Here is a 24,390-nt window from a genome sequence, read left to right as displayed (position 1 = left end):
ATGCCGTCGACAGCAGAGTTAACGACCAAACCTATGGCGAAGACCCACTCCCGCAGCTGGACAAATTTGGCCCGGCACAAATATGTCTATTTACTTGCTTTACCAGGCGTGCTTTATTTCATCGTCTTTAAATTCGCTCCGATGTGGGGGTTGGTGCTGGCCTTTACCGAGTATAATCCCTATGCAGGAATCAGCGGAAGTGAATGGGTGGGGATGAAGCATTTCGTCGAGCTGTTTTCGGATCCCAACTTTTATATCATGCTGCGAAATACGTTTGCGATCAACATCTTTGGTTTGATCTTCATGTTTCCCGTTCCCATTGTGCTTTCACTGATGCTGAATGAAGTGCGACATGAGGCGTTTAAGAGATTTAACCAATCTATCGTCTATTTGCCACACTTCTTGTCTTGGGTTGTCGTTGTCAGTCTAACCTTCTTCATCCTGTCTTCGGATGTGGGGATCGTGAACAAAGTCATTACGGGCTGGGGGCATGAGTCGATCGCCTTCTTATCCAATCCGAATTATTTCTGGGCGCTTATTACCGCACAAAATATGTGGAAGGAAGCCGGCTGGGGAACGATTATCTTCCTGGCTGCCATGGCCGGGGTAGATCCCCAACGGTACGAAGCAGCCGTCGTAGACGGAGCAAGCCGCTGGAGACAAATCTGGCACATTACATTGCCTGCCATCCGGCCTACGATTATCATTTTATTGATTTTGCGTCTCGGGCATATGGCGGATGTCGGCTTCGAGCAGGTGCTTCTCATGATGAACCCACTTGTTTCTTCCGTAGGGGAAGTCTTCGATACGTATGCCTACAGCATTGGCGTATTGCAAGGGAAAGTCAGCATCGGTGTGACGGTTGGCATGTTTAAAGGCGTGGTCGGTTTGGTACTGGTCTTGGTCTCCAACTATATTGTGAAGAAGCTGGGGCACGAGGGAATATATTGAGGTGATTCTGGGTTGAAAAAGGGAGGATGGAACGATGAGCTTTGTTGCCAAAAAGAAACTAACCATGTTTGATTATGTGAACTATTCTCTGTTGGCCTTAATCTCGATTGTGTGTTTGTTTCCATTTATTTATGTGTTTAGCGTATCCTTCACGGATCCCAAGGTGTACATCCCGCTGAAATTTTATTTGTTTCCAGACAAGTGGTCACTGTCCGCTTATAAATATATTTTATCGACCAACAGCTTTATCCATGCGCTGAAAAGCACGGTATTCGTCACGGTCATCGGTACAATCTTGAATCTCATTGTCTCTTTCAGCTTCGCTTATGTGCTGACCAAGAAAACACTTCCGGGAAGAAAGATCTTACTGGTAGCCGTCATTTTCACGCTGGTGTTTAATGCGGGTATATTGCCGAGTTACTTGCTCATCAAGCAACTGGGACTGCTGAACTCGTATTGGTCGCTAATTTGGCCAACGCTTACCAGTGCGTGGAGTTTGCTTGTCATTAAAAGCTTTCTGGAGTCGCACCCTCCGGAGCTGGAGGAATCCGCACGCATTGACGGGTGCACGGAGGTTGGGGTATTTCTGCGTATCATCATCCCGCTGTCGATGCCGGCAATCGCCGCATTTATGCTGTTTTTTGCTGTCTCCCATTGGAACACGTACTTCAACGCACTCATCTATATCTCGGATTCCAAAAAGTGGACGCTGCAAGTGTTGATTAAATCCCTTGTCATCGATTCGGACTCCACGGGTGTCGGACAAGCGGGCGCAGGCGGAGACGACAGGATTGTGCCTCAGGAAACGATCCGCATGGCGGCTATTATGCTGGCTATGGCTCCTATCCTGCTTGTTTATCCTTTTTTGCAAAAGCATTTTGCCAAAGGTGTCATGCTGGGTTCTGTCAAAGGGTGATCGCAGGTTAATCTGTCTAACAAATTTTAATGTCAAAGGATGGGTATAAGAATGAATGAACTAGCATCAGCAGGAAAAGCCAAAGTCGGTTTTATCGGTCTGGGTGTAATGGGTAAAAGCATGGCGCGAAATCTAATGAAGGCCGGATATGACCTGTACGTATACAGCCGAACAAAAAGCAAGGCGGAAGACCTGCTGCACGAGGGTGCTATATGGAAAGAAGGTGCTGCAGACGTAGCCCGCCAAGCGGATGTGACGATTACCATGGTTGAGTATCCGAGTGATGTGGAGGAGATTTTCCTAGGGCATTCAGGAATCGTAGCTGCTGCGAAACCAGGTTCCTACTTGATTGATATGACGACCTCAAGTCCAGCATTGGCGGCGCGAATTTACGAGGAGTCTCGGCAAAGAGGACTACAATCGCTGGATGCACCAGTCTCGGGCGGAGATATTGGGGCAAGAGACGGAAAACTATCCATCATGGTTGGCGGTGACGAAGAGGCTTTCGAAGCCGTCCTGCCTGTTTTTCAGGCGATGGGGAGCAATATCGTTTATCAAGGAGCAGCAGGCGCTGGTCAACACACGAAGATGTGCAATCAAATCGCGATTGCAGCCAACATGATGGGTGTTTCCGAAGCGCTGGTTTATGCTGAACGATCGGGCTTGAATCCTGCCAGGGTGCTAAAAAGCATAGAAACCGGAGCTGCCGGCAGTTGGTCGTTAAGCAACCTTGCACCAAGGATTATTCAAGGCAATTATGAGCCTGGATTTTATGTCAAGCATATGATCAAAGACTTGGGCATTGCCTTGCAGTCCGCTGAGGCTATGGGGCTTGAGGCATACGGGTTATCGCTGGCAAAGAAGCTGTATGAGAAGTTGGCTGCGGCAGGAGAAGAGAGCAGCGGTACGCAGGCACTGGTCAAAATATATCGTTAAAATTGCCAGATTTTCTAATGAAGCGGAGGGACGTCTATGAAACTCGTTTATGACCACCAGGATGAGATGGTCCTGTTCGGGATGAATCAAATCAAGAAGAGTTTGGATGCGAAGGGACAGTTTTTCGTCGAGCAGTATAATGGCAAGGGCTTGGTACTGACGCCTGAACGGGGAATCCTCGTTCAGAAACTACCTGTAAAGAAAGGGGAATCCTCTGGCGAAGAACAGGCTTTTCGCCTGTCCCGCCAAGGGGAACTGATCCGCATTGAAAGTATTGATTCGCGTGGACTTATGTACGGTTGCCTAGAATACGCAGAACGGTTGGCACGTGGAGCGGAATTGGCGGATGGGGAAGAGATGTACCGTAAGCCGGCAATGCGCTTGCGCGGTATTAAATTTAATTTGCCGTACGCACCTTTCGACTCGGGAGATCCCTTCGTCTTGAATGAGGGAACGTGCATGGATATTGTTTTTTGGAAAGCCTATATCGATATGCTCGCCCTAAACCGGTACAACTGTTTAAGTTTGTGGTCAGAGCATCCCTACGATCGAATGGTTGTCTCTCCGAAATTCAGAGACGCCAATCCGTACAGTGATCCGGAAATCAATCAGAATATTCGGTTCTTCCGGGAGATGTTCCGTTATGCCGCCAGCAGAGGGATCGACATTTATCTCTTTACGTGGAACATTCGTATAACCCCGGAAGTGGCGAGAGGTCTGGGGCTCCCTGAAGCTGTAGGAGATTTCGGCAATATGTACGATAACCTGATCCATCGGGTGGGATACCCGCTGAATCGCTTTCGCGGTGCATCAGAAGTGATTAGAGATTACATTCGTGAAATGGTGCTTCAGCTGCTGCTCACGTACCCTGAATTGAAAGGGTTAGGGACTTCGGCCAGCGAATGGATGGACGGCAACGGGTATGAGCGGGAGAAGTGGATTGTCGAGACGTATGTGGAGGCGATCAAACAGTCGGGAAGAGACATTCCGTTTATTCACCGTACCAATATGCAGAATGCGGGCAAAGAAATCAAAGAAATGGTGCAGAGCCAATTCGATTCCAACCAATTTTATATCAGCTGGAAATATTCAAATGCTCATTGTTATTCCCATCCGGAGCCCCAGTTTGAGCGTCTTTGGGGTGCTTGGGAGGGCATCGACCTGGAGAAGACCAACATTCTGTACACGGTTCGTAACGATGATGTGTTCACCCATCGTTGGGGAGACCCCGACTACGTCCGCGCTTATGTCAAAGGAATGATCAAGCCACATGTGAAAGGCTTCTACTGGGGAGCAGACGGCTACTTGTGGGGCAACGATTTTCAACATGTTGAGCATGGGCACAAGACATGGAAGTATGATTTTGAACGGCATATCTTCCAGTTCCAGCTCTGGGGCCGATTGTCGTACGACCCTGAGACAAGTGACGATGTCTGGGTGCATCTATTGAAGCCCCATTATGGTCCAGTTCATGCTCCTCTATTCTTGGAAGGATTGCGAAGCGCATCTTCGGTTATACCTGCTGTCAACCGCTTGTTTTGGATCGATTATGACTTCCAGTGGCATGCTGAAAGCTGCTTATCAGAAGTCAGCGGATTCAAGACAATCCTGGATTTCGTAAACGCTGTACCTATGCCTGGGGTCGGTGTTATGTCCATAGCCGAATATGCAAAAGCAGAACGGGGAGACAGCGTAGAGGGACTGCTTGAAGAGTACCGTGAAACACCTGCTGATATCTTGAAGCTGCTGCAAGAGGCTGCCGATCAAACCGAACGTGTCGCTATCCAGCTGTCCAACGAGCTTGGTGAACTATGCTGCAGTCATGCTGCATGCACACTTCACGATCTTTTTGCCTACGTAGAGATGTCCAGGTATTATGCCTGTAAATTCAAAGCCTCTCTGGAGCTTAATCGCTTTAGACTGAGCGAACATACAGAGCATAAGGCCGAGGCAGTAACGCAATTGGAGCAGGCAGCTGTACACTGGGAGAAACTTGGTCATTACTGGAGCTTGCATAATAAGCCTTACTTTATGGCTCGAGTCAAACGCACCTTCGGGTATCCTTATTACTTGGAAGATGTAAGAGCAGATATTGAATTGGCACGTCGATTTGAAAAATAAGAAGGTGTTATTTTAATGCGTGGTTTTGCCATTTTGCTGGGATTCAACATGCTGGGAATTGCGCTCCAGCATTTCGCCTACATTCCGCTTCCCGGTAATGTTATCGGTTTGCTCCTGTTTACCCTGGCTCTGTTTAGCGGCATCGTCCGGTTGGAATGGGTGGAAACCAGTACGCAGTTTCTGCTGCGCCATATGCTTGCCTTTTTTGTTCCCTATATCGTGGGGATCTTGGCCATATGGCCGCTGCTCCAAAGCATGCTGCTTCAGATTGCGCTCAGTCTCGTGGTCAGTACGCTCGTCGGCCTGCTCGTCAGCGGCTGGGTGACATCGGCTATGCTGAAGAAAAGGGAGGCTTCGTCAGGTGGATAATGCCTTTTTTCAACAGCCGATGTTTGGCGTTTCATTAACGCTTATCGTGTATGCGATCGCGCAGGGACTGCACAAAAAGTGGAACAAGGTGCATCCCCTTTTCATCACATCGGCGGGCATTATTGCGATATTGCTTATATGCGGCATTCCCTATGAATCTTATCGGGTTGGCGGGGATTATATTGCGCTGCTGCTAGGTCCGGCTACGGTAGGTTTGGGCGTGCCGCTTTACAAGCAGACGAGGTCGATTGGTCGTAATCTGCCGGCTATTCTGGCTGGGCTTACAACCGGTTCCATCAGCGCGTTAGTCTGCGCGGGTGGCATCACGTGGAGCTTGGGAGCAGCGAAAAACATTTGGGTAACGATGATCCCTAAGTCGGTTACGACACCGATCTCAGTAGAGATCGTCCGCCATTTGGGCGGCATTCCCGAGCTAGGCGTTATCGTGACTACGTTAACAGGCCTGATAGGGAGCATGATTGGCCCCGAGTTGTTAAGGCTGTGTGGCGTCAGGGCCGATATCGCGATCGGAACCGCCATCGGAACGGCTTCTCATGGGATCGGAACCGCCAGGCTGGTCAAGGAATCGGAGCTGCAGGCCGGTGTCAGCGGTTTCGCCATGGCGGCGACCGGGATTTTTATTTCGTTGCTTGTTATTCCGTTGTATTGGATTTTGTAGGGAATAAGGCTGTCTCGAAGGTCTATAATGACCGTAGGGGCGGCTTTTTTGCAAAAAATATATTGCAACAGTTTGTCCGAGCGTAAGCAGGGGACCTACGATCCTCTATTCCTTAACGAATGAACCATTTTCTCCAATAGCGGGAACTAGTTAAAGTAGCGTGATCCCACCAATAGAATCTAACTAGTTAAAGTGCCATCAAACCCTCAACAGCATCTCAACCACCCGCATCCCCAGTAGCAATTATTTGTAACGGACACAGAAGACGTTATTCCACCTATTCGGCTGAATTTGATGAGCTAACGGACTGGAGCGCCGTTATTTATTGAATTTACTGCTAAATGAGGTAGTTTCTTGGCCAATAGCGTCTCTGGAGTCCATTAGATATTATTTCTGCTGGGAAAATGGAGAATAAGGTCATCTCAGTCCGTTAGCTGTGTGATCCCGCCAATAGTAGCTAGATAGTTAAAGTAGCGTGATCCCACCAATAGAATCTAACTAGTTAAAGTGCCATCAAACCCTCAACAGCATCTCAACCACCCGCATCCCCAGTAGCAATTATTTGTAACGGACACAGAAGACGTTATTCCGCCTATTCGGCTGAATTTGATGAGCTAACGGACTGGAGCGCCGTTATTTATTGAATTTACTGCTAAATGAGGTAGTTTCTTGGCCAATAGCGTCTCTGGAGTCCGTTAGATATTATTTCTGCTGGGAAAATGGAGAATAAGGTCATCTCAGTCCGTTAGCTGTGTGATCCCGCCAAAAGTAGCTAAATAGTTAAAGTAGCGTGATCCCACCAATAGAATCCAACTAGTTAAAGTGCCATCAAACCCACCAACAGCATCTCAACCACCCGCATCCCCAGTAGCAATTATTTGTAACGGACACAGAAGACGTTATTCCACCTAGCCCTGTAGTTCCAGTAAGACTTAGCCAGTGGTTCAGGTATGGAAAGGAATCTGAAATTCTACGACGGTGCCCTGATCAGGCAGCTTGGAGAAATGCATCAAGACCGAGTCGCCGTAAGAGAACACGAGCCGTTGATAAACATTGGATATCCCGGTATGCTGATGAAAATAAGGATCATCGTCGTCCATTTCTCCACGAGTCATCTTGTTGATTTTCTCTAAATCCGTATCCTTTATGGAGTTGCCTGTGTTTTCAATGCGGAAAAAGAGCCAGGTCTCTTGCCTATGTATACGAACAGTTAACTGAAAATCATCTGCCTTCATGACAGGAGTCCAACCATATTTAAGAGCATTTTCAATAAACGGTTGGATGACGAGCTTCATAACCGGCAAGTCCAATAGATCCGGGCTCACTTCCCAATCACAAGCGACCTCTACACCGTTTCGGTGCCGGTGAATTTTTAAAAAGTGAGTAACAAAAGCCATTTCATCGCGCAGGGTAGACCAGCCGTGATCACTCTTTGCGTTATATCTCATCATGCGTGATACGCTCTGCACCACGCTGCGAACGGCTTCACCATCCCGTTTCATTGCCAAAGATTCAATCGTTTCAAGCGTATTAAATAGAAAGTGCGGATTGATTTGTGCCTGAAGCAGCAGCAGCTCTTTTTCTTTTTCTTTCACCTTGGATGCATACAGTTGGTGTTCGACCCGTCGCAGCCCGGAAATCAACGGAAACGCGATAAAACACGCGGCGATCATGCTAAGAAAGGCAATGAGCAAGCTCCACAGCCTGGATTCCTTAATACCCTGCGTTATCGCGTCGAAGGGGGTTAATAACACCATTTGCCAGCCTGTAGGAGCAATTTCTTGGGCAATAACTTCGAAGTGTTCACCCTCTGATTCAAATAAGAGCTCTTCGTTCGGTGCTCCGCCTTTATGAAGGGCGCGTTCGAGATCGTCATGAAGTTCTCCGGAAAGATCTTGTTTGGATATGACGTTTCCACTAGCGGGGTGATATAATAGGATTTGACCGTCACCAGATTCGTAAGTCCCATTCATGAGGCTTCGAAAATGTTCAGCTTTGATGTCAACGATGAGCCACGCATTAATTTCCCCACTGATCAGGTAAGTAACCGGCCTAATAAGTGAAATGCTTTCTTGGGGAGGGCCAAGTGTATAGAGTGTTTGATGCAGTTGGCTCAGTACGGGTTTGTACACGGAAGCTGCTTTCATAAAAAGCGGATCCGAAGCAAAGTCATAACTATAATTCATACTTTTCTGATTGGAATTGTATAATATCTTACCTTCCTTATCCATATAAATGATGCCCTCAATTTCCGGATGGGATTGGAGCAAGGGGTCTAGCTTCGGGCGAAAAGTAAGGATGCTGCCGGCTTGACTGACGATATCGTCTTTAGGGATATTCATATACTTTTGAAAACTCGAATCAATCACAAGCGGGTCCAGGGATTGGTTGATTTCTTGAACCGATTGCGAGACTTCCTGGCAGCATAGCGGGCGAACTCCGATGATACGGCTGAAGAATGAAGCAGGCTGGAGCGAACCATTTGATAGTGCCAGCTTAAACTGGCGAGTAGGATAGGGATAATTGTAATAATAAGCACAATCACTAAAATTTTGTATTTCAGTGAAAGTGGCAGGGCTCGGAGTGAGCTGCGCACAAAGCATTCTCCTTCCGGGGGGCTATTTGTAGTTTTGATGGCGGATTCTCTGTTAGTTTACAATAAAAATAGCTGTTGAGGTGGCTTCATATGAAAATTTGTGTAGCGGATGATGAGAAAGAGGTTCGGCACAGCATCGTCATGAAATTAACGGAATCCCACCCCTATGCCAATGTCTTTGATGTAGGTTATGGATACGAGGCATTGGAGCAAATCAAGCTCATACGTCCCGAACTCGTTTTTATGGATATTCGAATGCCTGAATTGGATGGTCTCGAGATGCTGGCGAATGTGATGAACGCGCTGCCTAAGACAAAAGTTATCATGCTGACGGGCTACAACCACTTTGAGTATGCGAAGAAAGCGGTACATTTCGGTGCATCCGACTATTTGCTTAAACCCGCTGATGTCGATGAAATCAAGCAGCTCGTGCATTTGACCTACGATCGATTGACCCAACAGCTGGGAATCGAACTTAACGGCGCGCTGGGAACAACGATGATCGAAGGTTTATTTTACAGGAACATTACTTACTGGTTCGACGATCGTGTTCGAAAGTCGATTATATTCGAAGATGAAGTGGTTCATGCCGAAACTCATGGTAAAGCGATTTGCGGATTTGAATGCCAAGGGCAGAGAGTCCTGATTGTGGCGGTAGAGCCTTCTTACAGTGGAGGGAGCTTTCGGGATTCGGGCGAACTTACCCGACTCTGGCCGGTGGAGTGGAAAACCTGGCAAACGAAACGGTTTTTTGATAAAGATTTCTTGTATCGTGGACGATTCAGATTGAATGCGGATTCAGCAGGCGGACTTAGGCTGGGTGTTGTTCGAGCGGTGAAGACAGCGGATCGGGAGAAGTTGAATGAAGATCTGTCCCTGTGGATCCAGGAGCTGCAGAGTTTGCAGGCCAATGTGGTTCGGGAGGAATGCGCGAAGCTGGTTTCTCTACTCGATTCGGACTTAACCGAAGGGCAAACCTTTAACATTTTGGAGTATGGGCCTAAGGAGACATGGCTGCGGGAGGTGGAGCGCTATGCGACTTGGCAGGAGCTGAGGACCTGGTTGCAGGAGTGGGTGATGAAGCGCTTTGAACAGCTGCATCCTGTGACTGTTCCTAGAGGCTCTGCTGATTGGTTTGAAAAGGCATTGAGTCTTTTGGAGCTGCGCGCCGACATGGACATTACCTTGGAATCGCTGGCGGAGGAGGTCGGCGTACATCCCGTAACCCTAAGCCGTATGTTTAAGCAGCAAACCGGGCTAAGTTTTGTCAGGTACCTGACGAGGAAGAGAATGGAAAAGGCGAAGCGGATTCTGATTTCCAGCGATCAGCCAATTGCGAAGCTTGCAGAAAGTTTAGGCTACCAAGATCATCGATATTTTACATCCTTATTTAAAAATGAGTGGGGAATGACGCCGGGGGACTACCGGAAACAGCATGGATCAAGCATTGGAGAAAAATAAACGGCTAAAAAATTCGCCTATAGGCTAAATTTTTCTCGCTGTTAGCCGTCTTTAAATGCCGTATGATGAGATTACATTAAAACCAAGTATACCAATGTGTTTTAATAGGATGTCTACCGGAAGACCGGCGATGTGAATAATTTTGTCGGAGGGGTTAGATCTATGAAAAAAAGAGGGTTAACTAGCTTTGTATTGCTGCTTGCTGCAGGGATGGCCATCAGCGGCTGCTCGAATAATGGCACAAGTGGAACTGAGCAGAAGGTAGAAGGTCCAAGCAAAGAGCAGGTTACGATCAAGTTTTGGCACCGTTGGCCGGAGTCACAGCAAGCTTTGGAGCAGGCAATCAAAGAATTCTCGGATAAATATCCGAATATTAAGGTAGAGCTGCCCGCGATCGCATCTTCTCAATATGCAACCCAGCTGCAGGCTGCAGTGGCAAGCAACGACCTGCCGGATATTTTCGCCAACGCCAATGCGGTTCCTGTCGATCAACTGAATCGTCTTGGTCTCATTCACGATATTGACGATGTTGTACAAGGTTATAAGGATAAGTTTTACGAGGGAACCTGGACTGAGGGTTTTACCACGTTGAATGGAAAAGTTTATGCCTTGCCTCATTTCACACCGCGCCGTTACGCTCACGTACTTTATTACAATAAAAATGTGCTGAAAAACGCAGGCTTATCCGAGAAAGACGTGCCGAAGAGCTGGGACGATTTGGTGGCGGTCGGTGCCAAAATCAAACAAAGCGGCAGTGATGTATATCCACTAATTTTGGGAATTAAAACCGACTGGCTGGCCAGTGGTTATTTAGGCCAAATGGCGACGGCGATTAAGCCGGAGGTCGTTCCTAATGACGGTTTTAATTTGAAAACAGGACAGTATGAATTTGATTCTCCGGGGTATATAGAGAGCATCGAGTTTATCAAAAAGCTTCAGGACGATAAGCTGCTTCATCCAAATAGTCTGGTTATCGATTATAGGGAAGCATCCAGTTTATTTGCCGGGGGCAAGGCGGCTTTCGTCATCGACGGCACGTTTTTGTCCTCAGAGCTGCAGCAAAACAACAAATTTAACGATTTTGGCGTCGCCCCATTGCCAACGAAGGACGGAAAGCCTCAATATTATGCGTTCCAGGGAGAAACGAAGGCGACGCTTCATGTAAGCAAAAATACGAAGCACTATGAGGAAGTCAAGCTGTTCCTGCAGTTTTACATGGATCGATACTACACGAAACAGCTGGAGCTTGGCGTCGAGGGGTCACCGATTGTCGAACAGAACAAGACGGTGAAGATTGATAATCCTCCATTTGTTGAAGCCCAGAAAATTCAGGACCAAACATTTGTCCTTTCACCGCACCCGTTCACGCGTAACCGTGCAGCCGTCCAAGTGAATACGGAACTGAATGGGAAGAAGCCGAAGGAAACGGTCGGTAAAATTCTGGAGGGATATTTAGCCGGTCAAGTCAAGGATGTGAAAGCCCAGCTTTCGCAATTGACGTCAGGTTATAACAAAGCGTTGCAGGAATCCATAGACAAAGTGAATAAATCCGGAACCCCGGTGCAGCCGTCGGATTACCAATTCCCCAACTGGACCCCGCTGCAACCATATTCGACAGACAAATATAACGAGTTGAAAAAATAAGCGCGTGCGACTGACAGCAGAGGCAGTGGAGGGCTTACGCCCGAGGCTGCCTGATTACTGCTGTGAGCTACAGCCCAGAAGGAGGAACTTCCGTGAGTCGCACTGCATCCATGATTCGATGGCCGGCTTCCCGCCGGATGCGAATCCGCTACTTATGGGCCTACGCCTTGATCGGACCGCAGGTGTTATTTTTCCTCGCGTTCACCGTGTATCCTATCGTGATGAGCTATGTGTACTCTTTTTACGAATGGAGCGGATTCGGTCCTCTTGAAAATTATATCGGTTGGGATAATTTCATCAAGTTAGTTCATGAACAAGCGTTCTGGAATGCCTTTCGCAACAGCCTAATCTATATGACAGCTAAGACATTAATTCTATTGCCGACTACGCTTATGCTTGCTCTCGTTTTGAACCAGGCGCTATTTAAAGGCAAGGTATTTTACCGGACGGTATATTTTTTACCGGTTGTAACAACCACCTCGACTGTGGGGATCGTTATGAAATTCATTTTCGGCAACGAAAATGCGTTAGTTAACGAGGCACTGATGGGGCTGGGGGTCCTTTCCAAACCGATTCCGTGGCTGGGTCAGGCCGATACGGCAATGTTCGTGCTGATTCTGATCGGCTCGTGGAAATTTTTCGGCATGGTGCTAGTCTATTGGCTTGCGGGGCTTCAGTCGCTGCCGAAGGATGTTTACGAAGCGGCGAAAACAGACGGGGCGAATGGCGTACAAACGCTGCGGCACATTACGCTTCCGCTGCTTGCCCCGGTAGGCGCTGTTATTCTTTTGCTAACAGTAGTCAACAGTATGCATGTCTTCGATTTAGTCAAAACCTTGACGGGCGGAGGTCCCTTCTATGCGACAGAGACGGTGGATCTGTACATTTACAATTTCGCCTTCAGCACAAGCGGCTTCCCACAGATCGGGTATGCATCGGCAGCTGGTATTGTATTTGGCGTTGCCATCTTTATTTTGACTGCACTTCTCGGTCTTCTTGTGAAGTGGCTGCAGCAGGCAGGAGGCAGGGGATGATGACAAGAAAAAAAGGTCATCTGGCGAATGGATTGCTTCATATTCTGCTGACGGTCTTCGGCTTCATTTGGATTTATCCTTTTATTTGGATGATCTTCTCTTCTTTGAAAACGAATCAGGAATATATTACCTCGGGCTTGAAGCTCCTTCCCGAATCGATGCAGTGGATGAACTATGTACGCGCTTGGAAGGTTGGCCACTTCTCCGATTATTTCATAAACTCGGTGATCGTGACGGTATCGACAGTTGTTATTGTTACCTTACTGTGCATGTTGACTGGCTATGCGCTCGGTCGCGTCAATTTCCCGGGAAGAAAGCTGCTTATAGTTATCTTCAGTGCTACAATGTTTATACCGAAGGGATATACCATTATTCCGGTGTATTTGATCGTGAAGCAGTTGGGACTCCTCAATACGATGCCCGGTGTCATTTTGGCGGAATCCTCCGGTGCCCATGTATTGTTCATCCTGTTGTTCATGGCTTATTTCCATGGCTTACCCAAGGAATTGGAGGAGTCCGGGGAGATGGACGGGAGCGGTTTTTTCCGGATCTTTTGGCAGATCATGCTGCCTCTATCAAAACCGATTATCGCGACTACGGTCATTATGCAGTTCATTTGGACCTGGAATTCGTTTTTTGTTCCATTGGTGTTTACACTGAATAAACCCGAGCTGCGTACGCTTGCGGTTGGTATGTTTTCGTTTGCTGGAGAGCATACGATAGACTGGTCCGGTATGGCTGCGGGCGCATCCATCTCGCTGGTGCCGGTTATCCTCGTATTTATTGCATTTCAGAAATATTTCATAGAAGGTATTTCCGGTTCGGTCAAAGGATAATAAATTTAGCCAGGGAGGTTGCTCTGAATGGAGAAAAAACCGCATATCGTTATATTCAATCCTGATCAATGGAGGGGGGACGTCCTTGGGCATGTCGGAAACGCTGCGGCGGTAACGCCGGTGCTCGACCGATTGGTGGAGACAGAGGCCGTTTCGTTCCGCAGCGCCTTTTGCCAAAACCCGGTGTGCACGCCAAGCCGATGCTCGTTTATGAGCGGCTGGTATCCTCATGTGCGGGGTCATCGCACCATGTTCCATATGATGCAGCCGGATGAACCGGTTCTTCTGCGCACGTTAAAGGAGCAGGGCTACTCCGTATGGTGGGGCGGGAAGAACGACTTGGTTCCAGCGGAGAATGGCTATGACGCTTACTGTGATATTAAATATAAACCGGAGAAGCAGCCGCGTCCGGAGACGAATCTGCACGGATATGATCAGTGGAGAGGCGAGCCGGAAGGGGACAACTATTACTCTTTCTATGCCGGCAAACTTGAGAAGGATCCAACCGAGGAAGCTTATTATGACAACGATTGGGCGAATGTGTTAGGAGCCATTGAATTTATCAAGAATGCTCCCGAGGATCAGCCGATTTGCCTCTACTTGCCACTGCTTTACCCTCATCCGCCTTACGGTGTGGAGGAGCCTTGGTTCAGCCAGATTGACAGGGAGAAGCTGCCGCCGAGGATTCCGGCACCCGACAATTGGGACGGCAAGCCGAGTCTGCTTAAGGGGATTTACGAAAGGCAGAATCTTCAAATATGGACGGAGGAACGCTGGGACGATCTGCGGGCGACTTATTACGGTATGTGCTCCCGAGTGGATCATCAGTTCGGGCTGCTTCTCGATGCTTTGAAGGAAGCGGGTATTTATGACGAAACAGCGGTATTCTTCTTCTCCGATCACGGTGATTTCACAGGAGATTACGGGATCGTGGAGAAAACGCAGAATACGTTTGAGGATACGTTAACCCGGGTACCTTTTGTTATTAAACCGCCCAAACACATTCCCATTGTACCGCGAGTCAGCGACGCTTTGGTGGAATTAATTGATTTTCCCGCTACGGTCGAGGCGTTACTTGACTTGAAACCGGAGCACACCCATTTCGGACGCTCGCTTCTGCCGCTTCTGGCTGGACAAACGGATGAGCACCGCGATGCCGTCTTTTGCGAGGGCGGCAGAATACATGGCGAAATTCACTGCATGGAGAAGGACAGTGTCACCCAAACGACGCCAACCGGCTTGTACTGGCCACGAGTAGGATTGCAGCAGAGTGAAGAGGCGGAACATACGAAGGCCGTCATGTGCCGCACTAAAACACATAAGTATGTAAGGCGCTTATATGAGTCGGATGAGCTTTACGACCTGCAAAGCGATCCCGGCGAAACGGTCAATCGGATCAATGATCCTTCTTTCGCCGGCGTACTCGCCGAACTGAAGGACCGGATGTTGACTTTTTATCAGGAAACGGCTGATGTGGTCCCGCACAAGACCAACCACCGTTTCTAGCAGACTTTGTAAAAATATCGTTCGAAGATGAGGGGCATCGCTTGCCTCAATGCTTTTCTAAACAAGTGCCCCTCATCTGCGATGATTTAGGGATGGACTATGCTCTAAGCTTTTTCATCCAATTTATAATTTGAGCGGCTCGATGGTCATAGGTGTGGAATTGACGTACATAGTTTTGCGCTGTACCCGCAATAAGCTGAGCTTCTTGCAGGTTATTTAAGTAGTAATCGATTTTATTCATCAAATCATTCCTCGATTGATACAACACGAAATGAGTCCTGTCCTGAAACAACATTTCCTGCTCGGGCGCATAGTCCGAAAAAACCAAAGCCCCACAGCCCATTCCTTCAAAAATTCGCATATTAAAAGCCTTAATCGAATCAGCTGTATGATTAAACACAATTTTGGATTTACCGTAAAGTGAGCTCAGATCGTGGAGAAAGACTTTTTTATTGAAAGAAACCGTTCGTTTGCCCTTGAGCTCCGTTTCCATATATTTCATTCTGGCCTCCCGTGTACGGTACAAGGCGCTTTGTCCACCGACAAAAGAAATGTCAACCGGCCGTTCTACCAAAGGAGTCGCCGAGTGAAAAATATGCGGATCGACGCCGAACGGGAAGAAACGAACCGGAGACGGGAACTGATGCGCGAGATGAAGGGAGTGAGCCATAAGCAGCAGATCCGGTTTATACCATCCGCACATCTCAATGTTCGCGTTAAGGCGATTTTCGCCGTGATGGATCCAGAACAGCTTCGGAATGGTAACGAGATGTATGTTTTTGACAAGCACTTTCGGGCGAGAGGGACTTTCAACAAAGAGTACGCCCAGATAGGAGCTCATGTTAATCGCCGCAAAATCAACGGTTTCTTCCATTCGAACGACTCGGACACCAATTCGGCGAAGAGCGTCTTCTAAGTATCTTCCTGGCGTGTACGGAGTTTTTCCGTAGCACATTAATAGGGCAGGTTGCGGTTTTGCTAGTTCAGGGGCGTCCATTGCGCAGCTCCTCTCTTAAAGAGTTTACAAAAAAGGCAGCTGACAGCCTTCCTGCATATTTGTTGATCTCTTTCTTCAGGGTACGAACTAGAGTAGTGTGGTTTCTTTCAATGTCTTGGGATAAACGCAGGATTTCAAGGTTTACGGCAGAGTTATCAGTCGGTATGACAAAAGGCAGCATGGAGATCGAGGCTGCGAAGTCAAACATTTTGAAGCGATAACCAAGTGAGATAAACGGAACCTGCATAACGGCAGAGAAAATAGCGGCGTGCAGCTTTAAATTGATGGTAAAGCGGCACTTCTGAATTAAGGCCATGAGCTGATAAGGATACACCGTATCCGCGAGCTTCACTTTCCCGGGCCTGTTAATTTTATTGAACAACCGTTTGCTAGCGGGGATATCTTCGGGCCATACATTATATAAAAGAATAGAGTAGCCTTTATGAATCAGTAACTTAGCGGCCGCTGCAAGCTGATCTTCGACTATGTCTTCTTTGCCTCCAAAAATTTGATTGTTTGCCGTTCCCCAATTGATGCCGACAACCGCTTCCTGCGGATCAAAATATTGCGTAAACAACCCTTTGGCTCTGTCACCCGGCTGCAGTAAGAAAGCGGGATCTCCGCTGATCTGGACTTTCGCTGTATTCACGCCAATGGATTGTAGAAATCGGTGGCTTAGTGGCCCTCTGACTGCTGTGTAGCGAGAATATGAAATGATTTTATTTAATTGGTTGACGATGTTTGGATCGACAAAATTCACTGGCAGTTGTTTCTTGTGTAATAAGCTGTCCAGACCGGCTCTTCCGGCAATTTTATCGATTCCTGAGCCCCAAATATAAATTGATTTGTTCAGCTCCATCGCTTTGTTAAGCAAGGAGATATAACTTGGAGCAAGCAGAGAACCGCCGCCAAGGACGATGATATCGTAGCCGGAGATATGCGCATACTCTTGCCTGCAAGCTTCCAATAAGCTCAATTCATTGGGGATGAATCTTCTAGCTTCCTGCTTGAAGATGTCCCACATGACTTCGTCTCCTGCATTTCGATACCCAATTTCACCCAAATATAATAGTTTGGCCAAGATGTGACCTCCGTTCAGAAAAAGTTGCTACAACTACATCATATTCAATGTTTACACATATGTTATATATTCATAGAAATCAGGCTGTCGACACGTAGTCGACAGCCTGATAGGCATTCATTGCTTAACTTTAGGACTCAGCTGTAACGACAACTTCATCAATATAAGTGCCAGCAACGCCTAATTCAATTAATGAGGCAAACAGGATAAAGCGAATTCTGGCTTGCTCAGCTAGGGCAGGTTTAGGACCTGTCACAACAACGTGCGTTTCCCAATCTACCGAAAGATCGATATCCGTACCTGGCATGTTTTCCAGAACTTCGGTGGATATCGGAGCATAAGCGCCATCTGCTCCTCGTTGCCATACGATTTGAACTTGGATATTTCCGTTTACGATCGGAGCTACCGCCACAAGTCTACGAAGCGCATAGCTCACACGTAGGTTAACGGCATCAGCAGCTACTGGGAATGCTTGGCTTATGACTGCATTGCCGGGAAGTAGTGCGACAAGTGGACCTAATGTGCCGACAAAGCTGCCTTCGAATGCGCCTGTTAAGGGATTTACTGTACCAGCTGTACCAGCTGTTTGCCATGGAGTAATACCAGTTTCAAAGGAAAAGTTTTGAATTAAATTTAGAGACATTTTAGTTGCACCTCCTCCTTTTTCAGACTTGCCATATCATATGTTCATGATTTACCAAACTCTTCCAACATGCGTCTAAATCTTCTAAAATGTATGTTTGCTAGGGATTCATATAACTAGATTTCTTAATAATAGGTATATCCAATCCGTCATCTGCCCCTTTCCATCTCATGATAGGGTGCATCTATTAGAAGTATAGAGATGAAGCCGGAGGATGGATGATGAGAGAAGTGATACCAGACCGTGTAAGTATCATCGTTCCTTGCTATAATTCGGAAGCTTATGTGCAATCGTGTTTGAATAGTGTTTTTAAGCAGACCTATAAGGAAATAGAGATCATTGTTGTGGATGATGGATCAACGGACTTAACTTGGAACAAGATTCATAGGTGGAAGGAGATCAAAGAACAAACGGCAAAAACGTTCTCGTTTGAAGATCGTTTCTATGCCGTAAAGCTGCCGCGCAATACAGGTTATGCGGGAGCGGTGAATGTGGGCATGTATTTGGCCAAAGGCGAATTTATTGCCATGCAGGATTCAGACGATTTATCGCATTCCAGAAGGATTATGAGGCAAGTCCAATCCATGCGCGAGCATCCATCCCTTGATATGATTGGAACCTCCTATGAATATTTTCAGGATGGTCATTTCGAAAGCCGTAAACGGGAGCAATGGCTCAGCTATGGCGTTTCTAAAATAAATGCTGTCTATAAAAACGGTGGTCATTGTGTTTGTCATGGAACGATATTATTCCGTGCCGGTGTGTTCGATCAGATCGGAGGACCGATTAGACGTGGTGTCGGCGTCGAGGATTACGATTTTATTGCTAGGTGTATAGCAGCAGGTATGAAGGTGGACAATCTGAAAGAAACTCTGTATTTCTACAGGAGACACGAAAACCAACGCTCAAGAGAGTTTTTCCGAAAATAGGAATGATCTGACATGAAGAGTCAGGAAGGGAGACTAGGATGCGAAAAGTTTTCTATGTGGGTTGGATCGGTTTCGGTAATATCGGGGACGATTTAATGTGGGATGTTTTTCGTGAAAGTGCTGATCTCTTGATGCCCGAACAAACTATTACGGTCGTACCCTCCATGCCCGGTGTAAGTTTGCAGGATGTGGCTGATTATGATGTCGTGGTACTTGGCGGGGGTTCCCTGCTTATTCCAGGTTATGTGGACGTCTTGCATCATGCTTTGAAGCAAGGGAAGCAAGTGGCTGTATGGGGAAGTGGCGTCGATTGGATAACTAAAAAAGATATGTTAAGTCTATTAAGCGGAGATACAGGGAAGATTCAGTATCAAGCAACGCCTGAACATAGGAAAATGCTGAAGAACATAAGCCAAAATGCTATATTCTCCGGCGTGCGGGGACCGCTTACCAAAAAGCTGCTGGAATATCTTGACGTGGATGCCGATAGGTTCATTGTAAGCGGAGATCCGGGTGTATTGCTGCGTTCGGATGACTTGGAGCCGCCTATTAATACCAAAATGTGGCCTTCTAATGAGAAGGTTGTGGGGATCAACTGGGGGACTTCCTATAACCGGATTTATGGGGGTCAGGAAGAGCATGTGGAGAATCAATTAGCGGAAGCTTGCAAGATGTGGATACAAGCGGGCTACAAGTTATATTTATATTACGTATGGAACCCTGATAGAGAAGCGTTGACAAGGTTGGCGGATAAGATCGGCAGCACGGAAGCTGTGCGGATCGCACCGAAGGTTTATTCAGCGCAGGCGTTGATGAGGATTATGAAGCGCTGCGCATTCACGGTGAATTTCAAACTGCACGCCAATGTCATGTCAGCTGCGGCCGAAGTTCCCTTCATCGCACTGGGTTATCGGATGAAAACCTTTGATTTCGTAGAGTCGATCGGGCTGCACTCCTCTGTTGTTTCAACGGACGAAGAGCGGCTTGCGGAGAAATTAGAACAAACCTCATCTCACATTCTAGAGAATTGGAAACTCGATAGACATCGCCTGCAAGCTAACATTGCTGCTTATCAAACAAGCTTACGCTCTCCTTTCCTTCAGGCATGGAGCTGAAAAAATGGGTTTTATGGAAATTTAAGTAATCGTTATAAGCAACCATGCCAAGATCGTCCTCTTCTCATACATTATAGGAGTACAAGACAAACAGCCCCGGTGCGAGCGCACATGGAAGGAGTGAGGATTTTGCCGTTGCCGAAGAGAAAAGTAATTTCTTCCTTGCGCAAACCAACCAGGAAGAAACCATCTTCCCAGAATCAAAATGTGATTGTCATTAAAAATGAAAAAAGCGGTACTATTCATTTGAAGGATGTTGTCCGCTTTGAAGGCAAGCCGCAGATGGTGCAGCTCCCTGCTTCGGAAATTCGCAGAATGCAGAAACATCTGCGAGTCCTTCTGGTCATCGACCAGTTTAACGTAGGGGGAACCGAGACGCATACATTAGGTTTAGCTCGTGAGCTAATGAGAAATGGTGCGCATGTGGTCGTTGCGGCGAAGACCGGAAGAATGTTAGACGCCTTTGCTGCTCTGGGCTGTCCGGTGTATACCGTCGATTTTGTAACCGATGAGTTCAAAGAGAATACGGGGAAAAAAGCTGAAATTATCGATTATTTAAAGCTTATTATCCGTAACGAAAATATTTCCCTCTTGCATGCTCATCAGTGGCCATCAGGCGTTTTCGCCGTACAGGCTGGGAAGGAAATGAACATTCCAGTCGTGTTTACGGTGCATGGATTCGTAGATGATGCCTTAATTCCATTAGTCAAACAATGCGACACCGTGCTGGCTGTAAGCCAATCGATTGTTAAAACATTGAAGGCTAATCACGTTACCTCTATCTTGCTGCAAAATGGGATCGATGTGTCGGAGTTTTCCTCTCACAAGTCGACCAAACCTTATGTGCGTGCATCCTGGGGAATCGACCATGACGCTCCAGTCGTCACTTATGCAGCAAGGTTGTCGTTTGAGAAAGCGGATATTTCACTTGCGATTATGGAAGCTTGCCGCCGACTGATTGCAGGGGATTATCCGAAACTCAAGCTGATTATTGTCGGTGGCGGGCATCATAAGGAGCTAGTTCAAACAGAAATGGCGCGAATTCAAGAAGAAGCCGGTGTCGATTTTATACAACTGGCAGGAGAATCTCTGCATATGTGCGCTTATTACTCCGCAAGCGATTGCTTTATTGGCACAGGGCGTGCTGCGTTAGAGGCACTTGCCTGCGAATGTCCTACGATTGTTGCAGGAGCTACCGGTTATATGGGGGTTATGAGCAAGGAACTGTATGCCAAAGCATGGGAAACCTGGTTCTGCGATCACGGGCCGAGCAAGCATTGGACGGTTGAAGAGTTCGAATCCGACATTAAGTCGGTATTGGAGCTGAAAGAACGTGAACGGGAAGATCTCGGATGGGTAGGCCGTAAATTTGTTGAGGACAAATTTAATGTGCACGATACGATTCCAGCGCTTTTCGATGTTTACTTGAAGCATTTAAAAACATTGCCTTCGACAGAACGAGCTGCTATTCGATCGGAGATAGGAAATAGATAAGCCGTTGTTTATGGAAAGCCACTATATTGGTGGCTTTTTTTGCTATCTAAGAACGCTGATTAAGCGTGTCGCGTAAAGTTCTCGCTTCAAATGACCAAACCGCTCAGCTTAGCCGCCTCGTGTTAAGTAACCAGATCGCGCTGCCTGCCCGCCTCGCACCAAGTAATCATAGCGCTCTGCCCGATCACCTCGCACCAAGTAACCATAACGCTCTGCATGATCGCCTCGCGCCAAGTAACCAAACCACGCCGCCTCACCGCTTCACGCCAAGGCCTCTCGCTCCAGTTCTATTGCACTTTGTGCAATCTAGAACTGCTTTAAACCCCATCACCCCGATCTTCATTGCACAAAGTACAACGAATTCGGTCAAAATAGCGTGAAAACCTCCTTTTTCTGCCCTTTACGTTGTACTATGTACAACCTAGAAGCCGGCAGCGGCCGATCTGAGGCCTCTATGCTGCACAAAGTGCAGCATAGAGAAAGCAATGGCCGTTGCTTTGCGCTGTCAGTGGATTTCATCCAATGCCGCGCAAGTTCACTTCGCTCTACCCTGACAACCGCAATCATCCTAATGGGGTGACGAAGTTTCGCTGGCCATGTAACCGGAATTTCTACCGTTAAACATACCAAGGCGCAGGGCTTTAATGAAATAGCTGGAATTTGTGCAGCTAATTCAGTCGCTTTATCTCATTTCTGACGAACATGGCTGAATTAACTGTATAATCCCCATCTATTGGCTACGAGAGCAGCCGAAATGAACAAATTAACAGCATTTTTTCCTGTTAACAACAAAAACAAATAAAAACAAATTAAATACACAAAATTAAACTACATTTAACATTATGATGACAAACCAAGTGTAAGATGTCCATATAGAAACAACCAAATCCAACTAGAGGTGAACATATGCCAACCAAACAAGAGCAGCAAGCATTCATGAAAACGGAAGGCGATATTAATTTAACGGAAGCAAGAAGTGAATGGTGGACAGCTCAAATTGATGAGGCAGCACGAGCTCATTTGCAAGAGGATGAGGATGTCTTTTTGCACCAAACGTTGTCTACACCTTGTCTGAATGTACTCTCCTCCAGTGAAGGAATTTATGTCGAAGATAGCCAAGGGCGCAGAATCATGGACTTCCATGGCAATAATGTGCATCAGCTAGGTTTCGGTCATCCGGCCGTTATTGAAGCCGTGAAGCAGCAGTTGGACCAGTTATCCTTCTGTACGAGAAGATACACGAATTTGCCTGCCATCGAGCTTGCTAATAAATTAGTTGCTTTAACAGAAGGAGCCCTGCAACGAGTTCTCTTCGCGCCAGGAGCGACATCCGCGATCGGCATGGCGCTTAAGCTTGCGCGCGCAGTAACCGGTAAATACAAAACATTATCGATGTGGGGAGCGTTTCACGGAGCATCGCTGGATGCAATATCCGTAGGCGGAGAAGGGGCTTTCCGCCGTGGCTTAGGTCCGCTGCTTCCCGGCGCTGAGCATGTGATCCCTTTTAACTCGTATCGCTGTGTGTTTGGCTGTCAGGATGAAGCGCACTCCCTATGCTTGAAGCCTATTGAGTATGTGCTCGAACAAGATGGAGAGATTGGTGCCGTAGTGATCGAAACCATTCGAAATACAGATGTGCAAATTCCGCCTGTCGCATACTATAAAAAGCTTCGAGAGCTCTGCGACCGCTATGGCGCTTTGTTGATCGTTGATGAGACGGCAACGGCTTTTGGCCGAACAGGGAAAATGTTCGCTTACCAGCATTACGGGATTGAACCCGACATGATGGTGCTGGGAAAAGGCTTGGGCGGCGGCGTATTCCCGATGGCGGCTTTACTCGTGAAGGAAGAATTGAACAAAGCGCAGCAAATGTCGATCGGGCATTACACGCATGAGAAATCGCCGGTAGGAGCTGCTGCCGGGCTGGCGACGATCCGAGTCATCGAGGAAGAGAACTTGCTGGAACATGCGGGCCGTATGGCCGAGCTCATGGCGAAGCGTTTGAAAAGCATGATGGAGACGTATCCGCTTATTGGCGATATTCGCCAAATCGGTTTGCTTGTTGCTGTCGAGCTAGTAACCGATCGTGTGAGCAAGGAACCTGCCGTACAAGAGGCAGAGCGCGTCATGTATAGCTGCTTGAGCAGAGGGCTTAATTTCAAAGTGTCCAAAGGGAATGTTCTGACGCTTTCACCTCCTTTGATCATTACGGAAGATCAGCTCAATGAAGCCCTGGATATTCTGGAAATGAGCATCGCGGAACTTGCGTAATTTCATCTAAATATCAAGCATAGCGATTCATCGCTATGCTTTTTTGCATATCCAGAAAAGGGAGGTTTCGAAATCTTGCTGTCATCTTCGAACCGTCTTATTTTTGAGCAAACCTTTTGCTACAATGAGGTCCTGTCGCTGTTGTCGGTTTATACACATAGAGAAATGTCAAAGGAGATAGATAAGCGATGCATACCGTAATTGATCCGAAAATCATGTACTTTGGCACATCGGTTATTCTAATTAGCACTTTAAATGAGGACGGTACTTCTAATCTGGCTCCAATGTCATCTGGCTGGTGGTTAAATCAGTCTTGCATGTTAGGGATGAGCAGCAGGTCGCAAACCGTCCAAAACCTGATTCGCACGCAACAATGTGTGTTGAATTTGCCATCTATCGATCTTATTCCCGCCATCGAGCAATTGACGCTGCTAACGGGCAGCAATCCGGTTCCCGCAAGTAAGGCTGAGCGCGGTTATCGGTATGAAGGGGATAAGTTCGGCATTGCCGGATTGACACCGGTGCCCTCGCATCAGGTCGGGGCTCCGCGGGTTCTGGAATGTCCCGTTCAGCTGGAGGCGGTGCTGCAAGCTGTACATCCGTTTGAGCAGCCAAGCTCTCTGGTTGCCATGGAGGTGCGCATTGTCCGGGTTCACATCGATGAACAATTGCAGGTGGAAGGCCATCCCAATTATATCGACCCGGCACGGTGGAAGCCGATGATCATGAATTTTTGCGAATATTTTGGTTTAGGCGAGCAGTTGTCTACATCCAGATTAGCACCAGTATTTGGTCCCAAGTAGGCGATTCG

General features: G+C 47.4%; 20 protein-coding genes. 16 read left to right on the top strand and 4 right to left on the bottom strand.

Going from position 1 to position 24,390, the window contains the following annotated elements; all coding sequences use genetic code 11:
• Positions 1-33 precede the first annotated feature (33 nt).
• The 6 genes from ACKTT9_RS29145 to ACKTT9_RS29120 are packed head-to-tail and all read left to right on the top strand — an operon-like array spanning position 34 to position 5,972.
• Positions 34-951, top strand: a complete 918-nt coding sequence (locus ACKTT9_RS29145; protein WP_379172534.1) for an ABC transporter permease — start codon at positions 34-36, stop codon at positions 949-951.
• A gap of 34 nt (positions 952-985) precedes the next feature.
• On the top strand, positions 986-1,867 hold the full coding sequence (locus ACKTT9_RS29140) for a carbohydrate ABC transporter permease (RefSeq protein ID WP_407868707.1): 882 nt from the start codon (positions 986-988) through the stop codon (positions 1,865-1,867).
• A gap of 51 nt (positions 1,868-1,918) precedes the next feature.
• Entirely contained in the window at positions 1,919-2,803 is an 885-nt protein-coding gene (locus tag ACKTT9_RS29135; RefSeq protein ID WP_407868706.1) for an NAD(P)-dependent oxidoreductase, read from the top strand.
• Positions 2,804-2,839: 36 nt separating this feature from the next.
• Positions 2,840-4,924: a hypothetical protein gene (locus ACKTT9_RS29130; RefSeq protein WP_407868705.1), complete on the top strand. Its 2,085-nt coding sequence runs from the start codon at positions 2,840-2,842 to the stop codon at positions 4,922-4,924.
• A gap of 15 nt (positions 4,925-4,939) precedes the next feature.
• The gene (locus tag ACKTT9_RS29125) at positions 4,940-5,293 is read left to right on the top strand and encodes a CidA/LrgA family protein (RefSeq protein WP_407868704.1); all 354 of its coding nucleotides are present in this window, start codon (positions 4,940-4,942) and stop codon (positions 5,291-5,293) included.
• Positions 5,286-5,972, top strand: a complete 687-nt coding sequence (locus ACKTT9_RS29120) for an LrgB family protein (protein WP_407868703.1) — start codon at positions 5,286-5,288, stop codon at positions 5,970-5,972. Before ACKTT9_RS29125 ends, ACKTT9_RS29120 begins: the two co-directional genes overlap by 8 nt.
• Before the next feature lie 944 nt (positions 5,973-6,916).
• On the opposite strand, the gene ACKTT9_RS29115 is transcribed toward ACKTT9_RS29120, so the two are convergent.
• On the bottom strand, positions 6,917-8,575 hold the full coding sequence (locus ACKTT9_RS29115) for a sensor histidine kinase (RefSeq protein ID WP_407868702.1): 1,659 nt from the start codon (positions 8,573-8,575) through the stop codon (positions 6,917-6,919).
• Between the two features lie 83 nt (positions 8,576-8,658).
• On the opposite strand from ACKTT9_RS29115, the gene ACKTT9_RS29110 reads away from it, so the two are divergent.
• From ACKTT9_RS29110 to ACKTT9_RS29090, 5 genes are all read left to right on the top strand, one after another.
• Positions 8,659-10,029: a response regulator gene (locus tag ACKTT9_RS29110; protein WP_407868701.1), complete on the top strand. Its 1,371-nt coding sequence runs from the start codon at positions 8,659-8,661 to the stop codon at positions 10,027-10,029.
• A 162-nt stretch (positions 10,030-10,191) separates the two neighbouring features.
• On the top strand, positions 10,192-11,673 hold the full coding sequence (locus ACKTT9_RS29105) for an ABC transporter substrate-binding protein (RefSeq protein WP_407868700.1): 1,482 nt from the start codon (positions 10,192-10,194) through the stop codon (positions 11,671-11,673).
• A gap of 92 nt (positions 11,674-11,765) precedes the next feature.
• Complete coding sequence (locus ACKTT9_RS29100) at positions 11,766-12,707, top strand: carbohydrate ABC transporter permease (protein WP_407868699.1); 942 nt, start codon at positions 11,766-11,768, stop codon at positions 12,705-12,707.
• Positions 12,704-13,543 carry a carbohydrate ABC transporter permease gene (locus ACKTT9_RS29095; protein WP_407868698.1) on the top strand — a complete coding sequence of 280 codons (840 nt, stop codon included), beginning with the start codon at positions 12,704-12,706 and terminating at the stop codon, positions 13,541-13,543. Before ACKTT9_RS29100 ends, ACKTT9_RS29095 begins: the two co-directional genes overlap by 4 nt.
• Positions 13,544-13,570: 27 nt before the next feature.
• Positions 13,571-15,049 (top strand): sulfatase-like hydrolase/transferase, encoded by a 1,479-nt coding sequence (locus ACKTT9_RS29090; RefSeq protein ID WP_407868697.1) that lies wholly within the window; start codon positions 13,571-13,573, stop codon positions 15,047-15,049.
• A 97-nt stretch (positions 15,050-15,146) separates the two neighbouring features.
• Here ACKTT9_RS29090 and ACKTT9_RS29085 read toward each other — a convergent pair whose 3' ends face one another.
• The 3 genes from ACKTT9_RS29085 to ACKTT9_RS29075 all read right to left on the bottom strand — a co-directional run bounded on the left by ACKTT9_RS29085 (position 15,147) and on the right by ACKTT9_RS29075 (position 17,770).
• Positions 15,147-16,046, bottom strand: a complete 900-nt coding sequence (locus ACKTT9_RS29085; protein ID WP_407868696.1) for a glycosyltransferase — start codon at positions 16,044-16,046, stop codon at positions 15,147-15,149.
• Positions 16,033-17,127 carry a polysaccharide pyruvyl transferase family protein gene (locus tag ACKTT9_RS29080; RefSeq protein ID WP_407868695.1) on the bottom strand — a complete coding sequence of 365 codons (1,095 nt, stop codon included), beginning with the start codon at positions 17,125-17,127 and terminating at the stop codon, positions 16,033-16,035. Before ACKTT9_RS29080 ends, ACKTT9_RS29085 begins: the two co-directional genes overlap by 14 nt.
• A 130-nt stretch (positions 17,128-17,257) precedes the next feature.
• Positions 17,258-17,770 (bottom strand): hypothetical protein, encoded by a 513-nt coding sequence (locus tag ACKTT9_RS29075; RefSeq protein WP_407868694.1) that lies wholly within the window; start codon positions 17,768-17,770, stop codon positions 17,258-17,260.
• A gap of 218 nt (positions 17,771-17,988) precedes the next feature.
• Between ACKTT9_RS29075 and ACKTT9_RS29070 the strand changes: the two genes are divergently transcribed.
• The 5 genes from ACKTT9_RS29070 (at position 17,989) to ACKTT9_RS29050 (ending at position 24,382) form a co-directional block, all read left to right on the top strand.
• Positions 17,989-18,699 carry a glycosyltransferase family 2 protein gene (locus ACKTT9_RS29070; protein WP_407868693.1) on the top strand — a complete coding sequence of 237 codons (711 nt, stop codon included), beginning with the start codon at positions 17,989-17,991 and terminating at the stop codon, positions 18,697-18,699.
• A gap of 38 nt (positions 18,700-18,737) precedes the next feature.
• A complete protein-coding gene (locus ACKTT9_RS29065; RefSeq protein ID WP_407868692.1) occupies positions 18,738-19,814 on the top strand; it encodes a polysaccharide pyruvyl transferase family protein in 1,077 nt (358 codons plus the stop codon).
• A 129-nt stretch (positions 19,815-19,943) separates the two neighbouring features.
• Positions 19,944-21,308 carry a glycosyltransferase gene (locus tag ACKTT9_RS29060; RefSeq protein WP_407868691.1) on the top strand — a complete coding sequence of 455 codons (1,365 nt, stop codon included), beginning with the start codon at positions 19,944-19,946 and terminating at the stop codon, positions 21,306-21,308.
• A gap of 906 nt (positions 21,309-22,214) precedes the next feature.
• Positions 22,215-23,579, top strand: a complete 1,365-nt coding sequence (locus ACKTT9_RS29055) for an aspartate aminotransferase family protein (protein ID WP_407868690.1) — start codon at positions 22,215-22,217, stop codon at positions 23,577-23,579.
• A gap of 188 nt (positions 23,580-23,767) precedes the next feature.
• The gene (locus ACKTT9_RS29050; RefSeq protein ID WP_407868689.1) at positions 23,768-24,382 is read left to right on the top strand and encodes a flavin reductase family protein; all 615 of its coding nucleotides are present in this window, start codon (positions 23,768-23,770) and stop codon (positions 24,380-24,382) included.
• Positions 24,383-24,390: the final 8 nt, after the last annotated feature.

It is taken from the genome of Paenibacillus sp. P36, assembly GCF_045866505.1.
GTDB classification, from domain to species: Bacteria; Bacillota; Bacilli; order Paenibacillales; family NBRC-103111; genus Paenibacillus_E; species Paenibacillus_E chondroitinus.
The sequence above is the reverse complement of the archived record's forward strand: the minus strand, read 5'-3'. Positions and strand labels throughout refer to the sequence as shown.

Coding starts and splice junctions, on each gene's coding strand:
- ACKTT9_RS29110 (WP_407868701.1), top strand. CDS start 8,659: ATGAAAATTTGTGTAGCGGATGATGAGAAAGAGGTTCGGCACAGCATC.
- ACKTT9_RS29105 (WP_407868700.1), top strand. CDS start 10,192: ATGAAAAAAAGAGGGTTAACTAGCTTTGTATTGCTGCTTGCTGCAGGG.
- ACKTT9_RS29135 (WP_407868706.1), top strand. CDS start 1,919: ATGAATGAACTAGCATCAGCAGGAAAAGCCAAAGTCGGTTTTATCGGT.
- ACKTT9_RS29145 (WP_379172534.1), top strand. CDS start 34: ATGGCGAAGACCCACTCCCGCAGCTGGACAAATTTGGCCCGGCACAAA.
- ACKTT9_RS29065 (WP_407868692.1), top strand. CDS start 18,738: ATGCGAAAAGTTTTCTATGTGGGTTGGATCGGTTTCGGTAATATCGGG.
- ACKTT9_RS29085 (WP_407868696.1), bottom strand. CDS start 16,046: ATGGACGCCCCTGAACTAGCAAAACCGCAACCTGCCCTATTAATGTGC.
- ACKTT9_RS29070 (WP_407868693.1), top strand. CDS start 17,989: ATGATGAGAGAAGTGATACCAGACCGTGTAAGTATCATCGTTCCTTGC.
- ACKTT9_RS29050 (WP_407868689.1), top strand. CDS start 23,768: ATGCATACCGTAATTGATCCGAAAATCATGTACTTTGGCACATCGGTT.
- ACKTT9_RS29130 (WP_407868705.1), top strand. CDS start 2,840: ATGAAACTCGTTTATGACCACCAGGATGAGATGGTCCTGTTCGGGATG.
- ACKTT9_RS29140 (WP_407868707.1), top strand. CDS start 986: ATGAGCTTTGTTGCCAAAAAGAAACTAACCATGTTTGATTATGTGAAC.
- ACKTT9_RS29075 (WP_407868694.1), bottom strand. CDS start 17,770: ATGTCTCTAAATTTAATTCAAAACTTTTCCTTTGAAACTGGTATTACT.
- ACKTT9_RS29125 (WP_407868704.1), top strand. CDS start 4,940: ATGCGTGGTTTTGCCATTTTGCTGGGATTCAACATGCTGGGAATTGCG.
- ACKTT9_RS29055 (WP_407868690.1), top strand. CDS start 22,215: ATGCCAACCAAACAAGAGCAGCAAGCATTCATGAAAACGGAAGGCGAT.
- ACKTT9_RS29090 (WP_407868697.1), top strand. CDS start 13,571: ATGGAGAAAAAACCGCATATCGTTATATTCAATCCTGATCAATGGAGG.
- ACKTT9_RS29095 (WP_407868698.1), top strand. CDS start 12,704: ATGATGACAAGAAAAAAAGGTCATCTGGCGAATGGATTGCTTCATATT.
- ACKTT9_RS29115 (WP_407868702.1), bottom strand. CDS start 8,575: ATGCTTTGTGCGCAGCTCACTCCGAGCCCTGCCACTTTCACTGAAATA.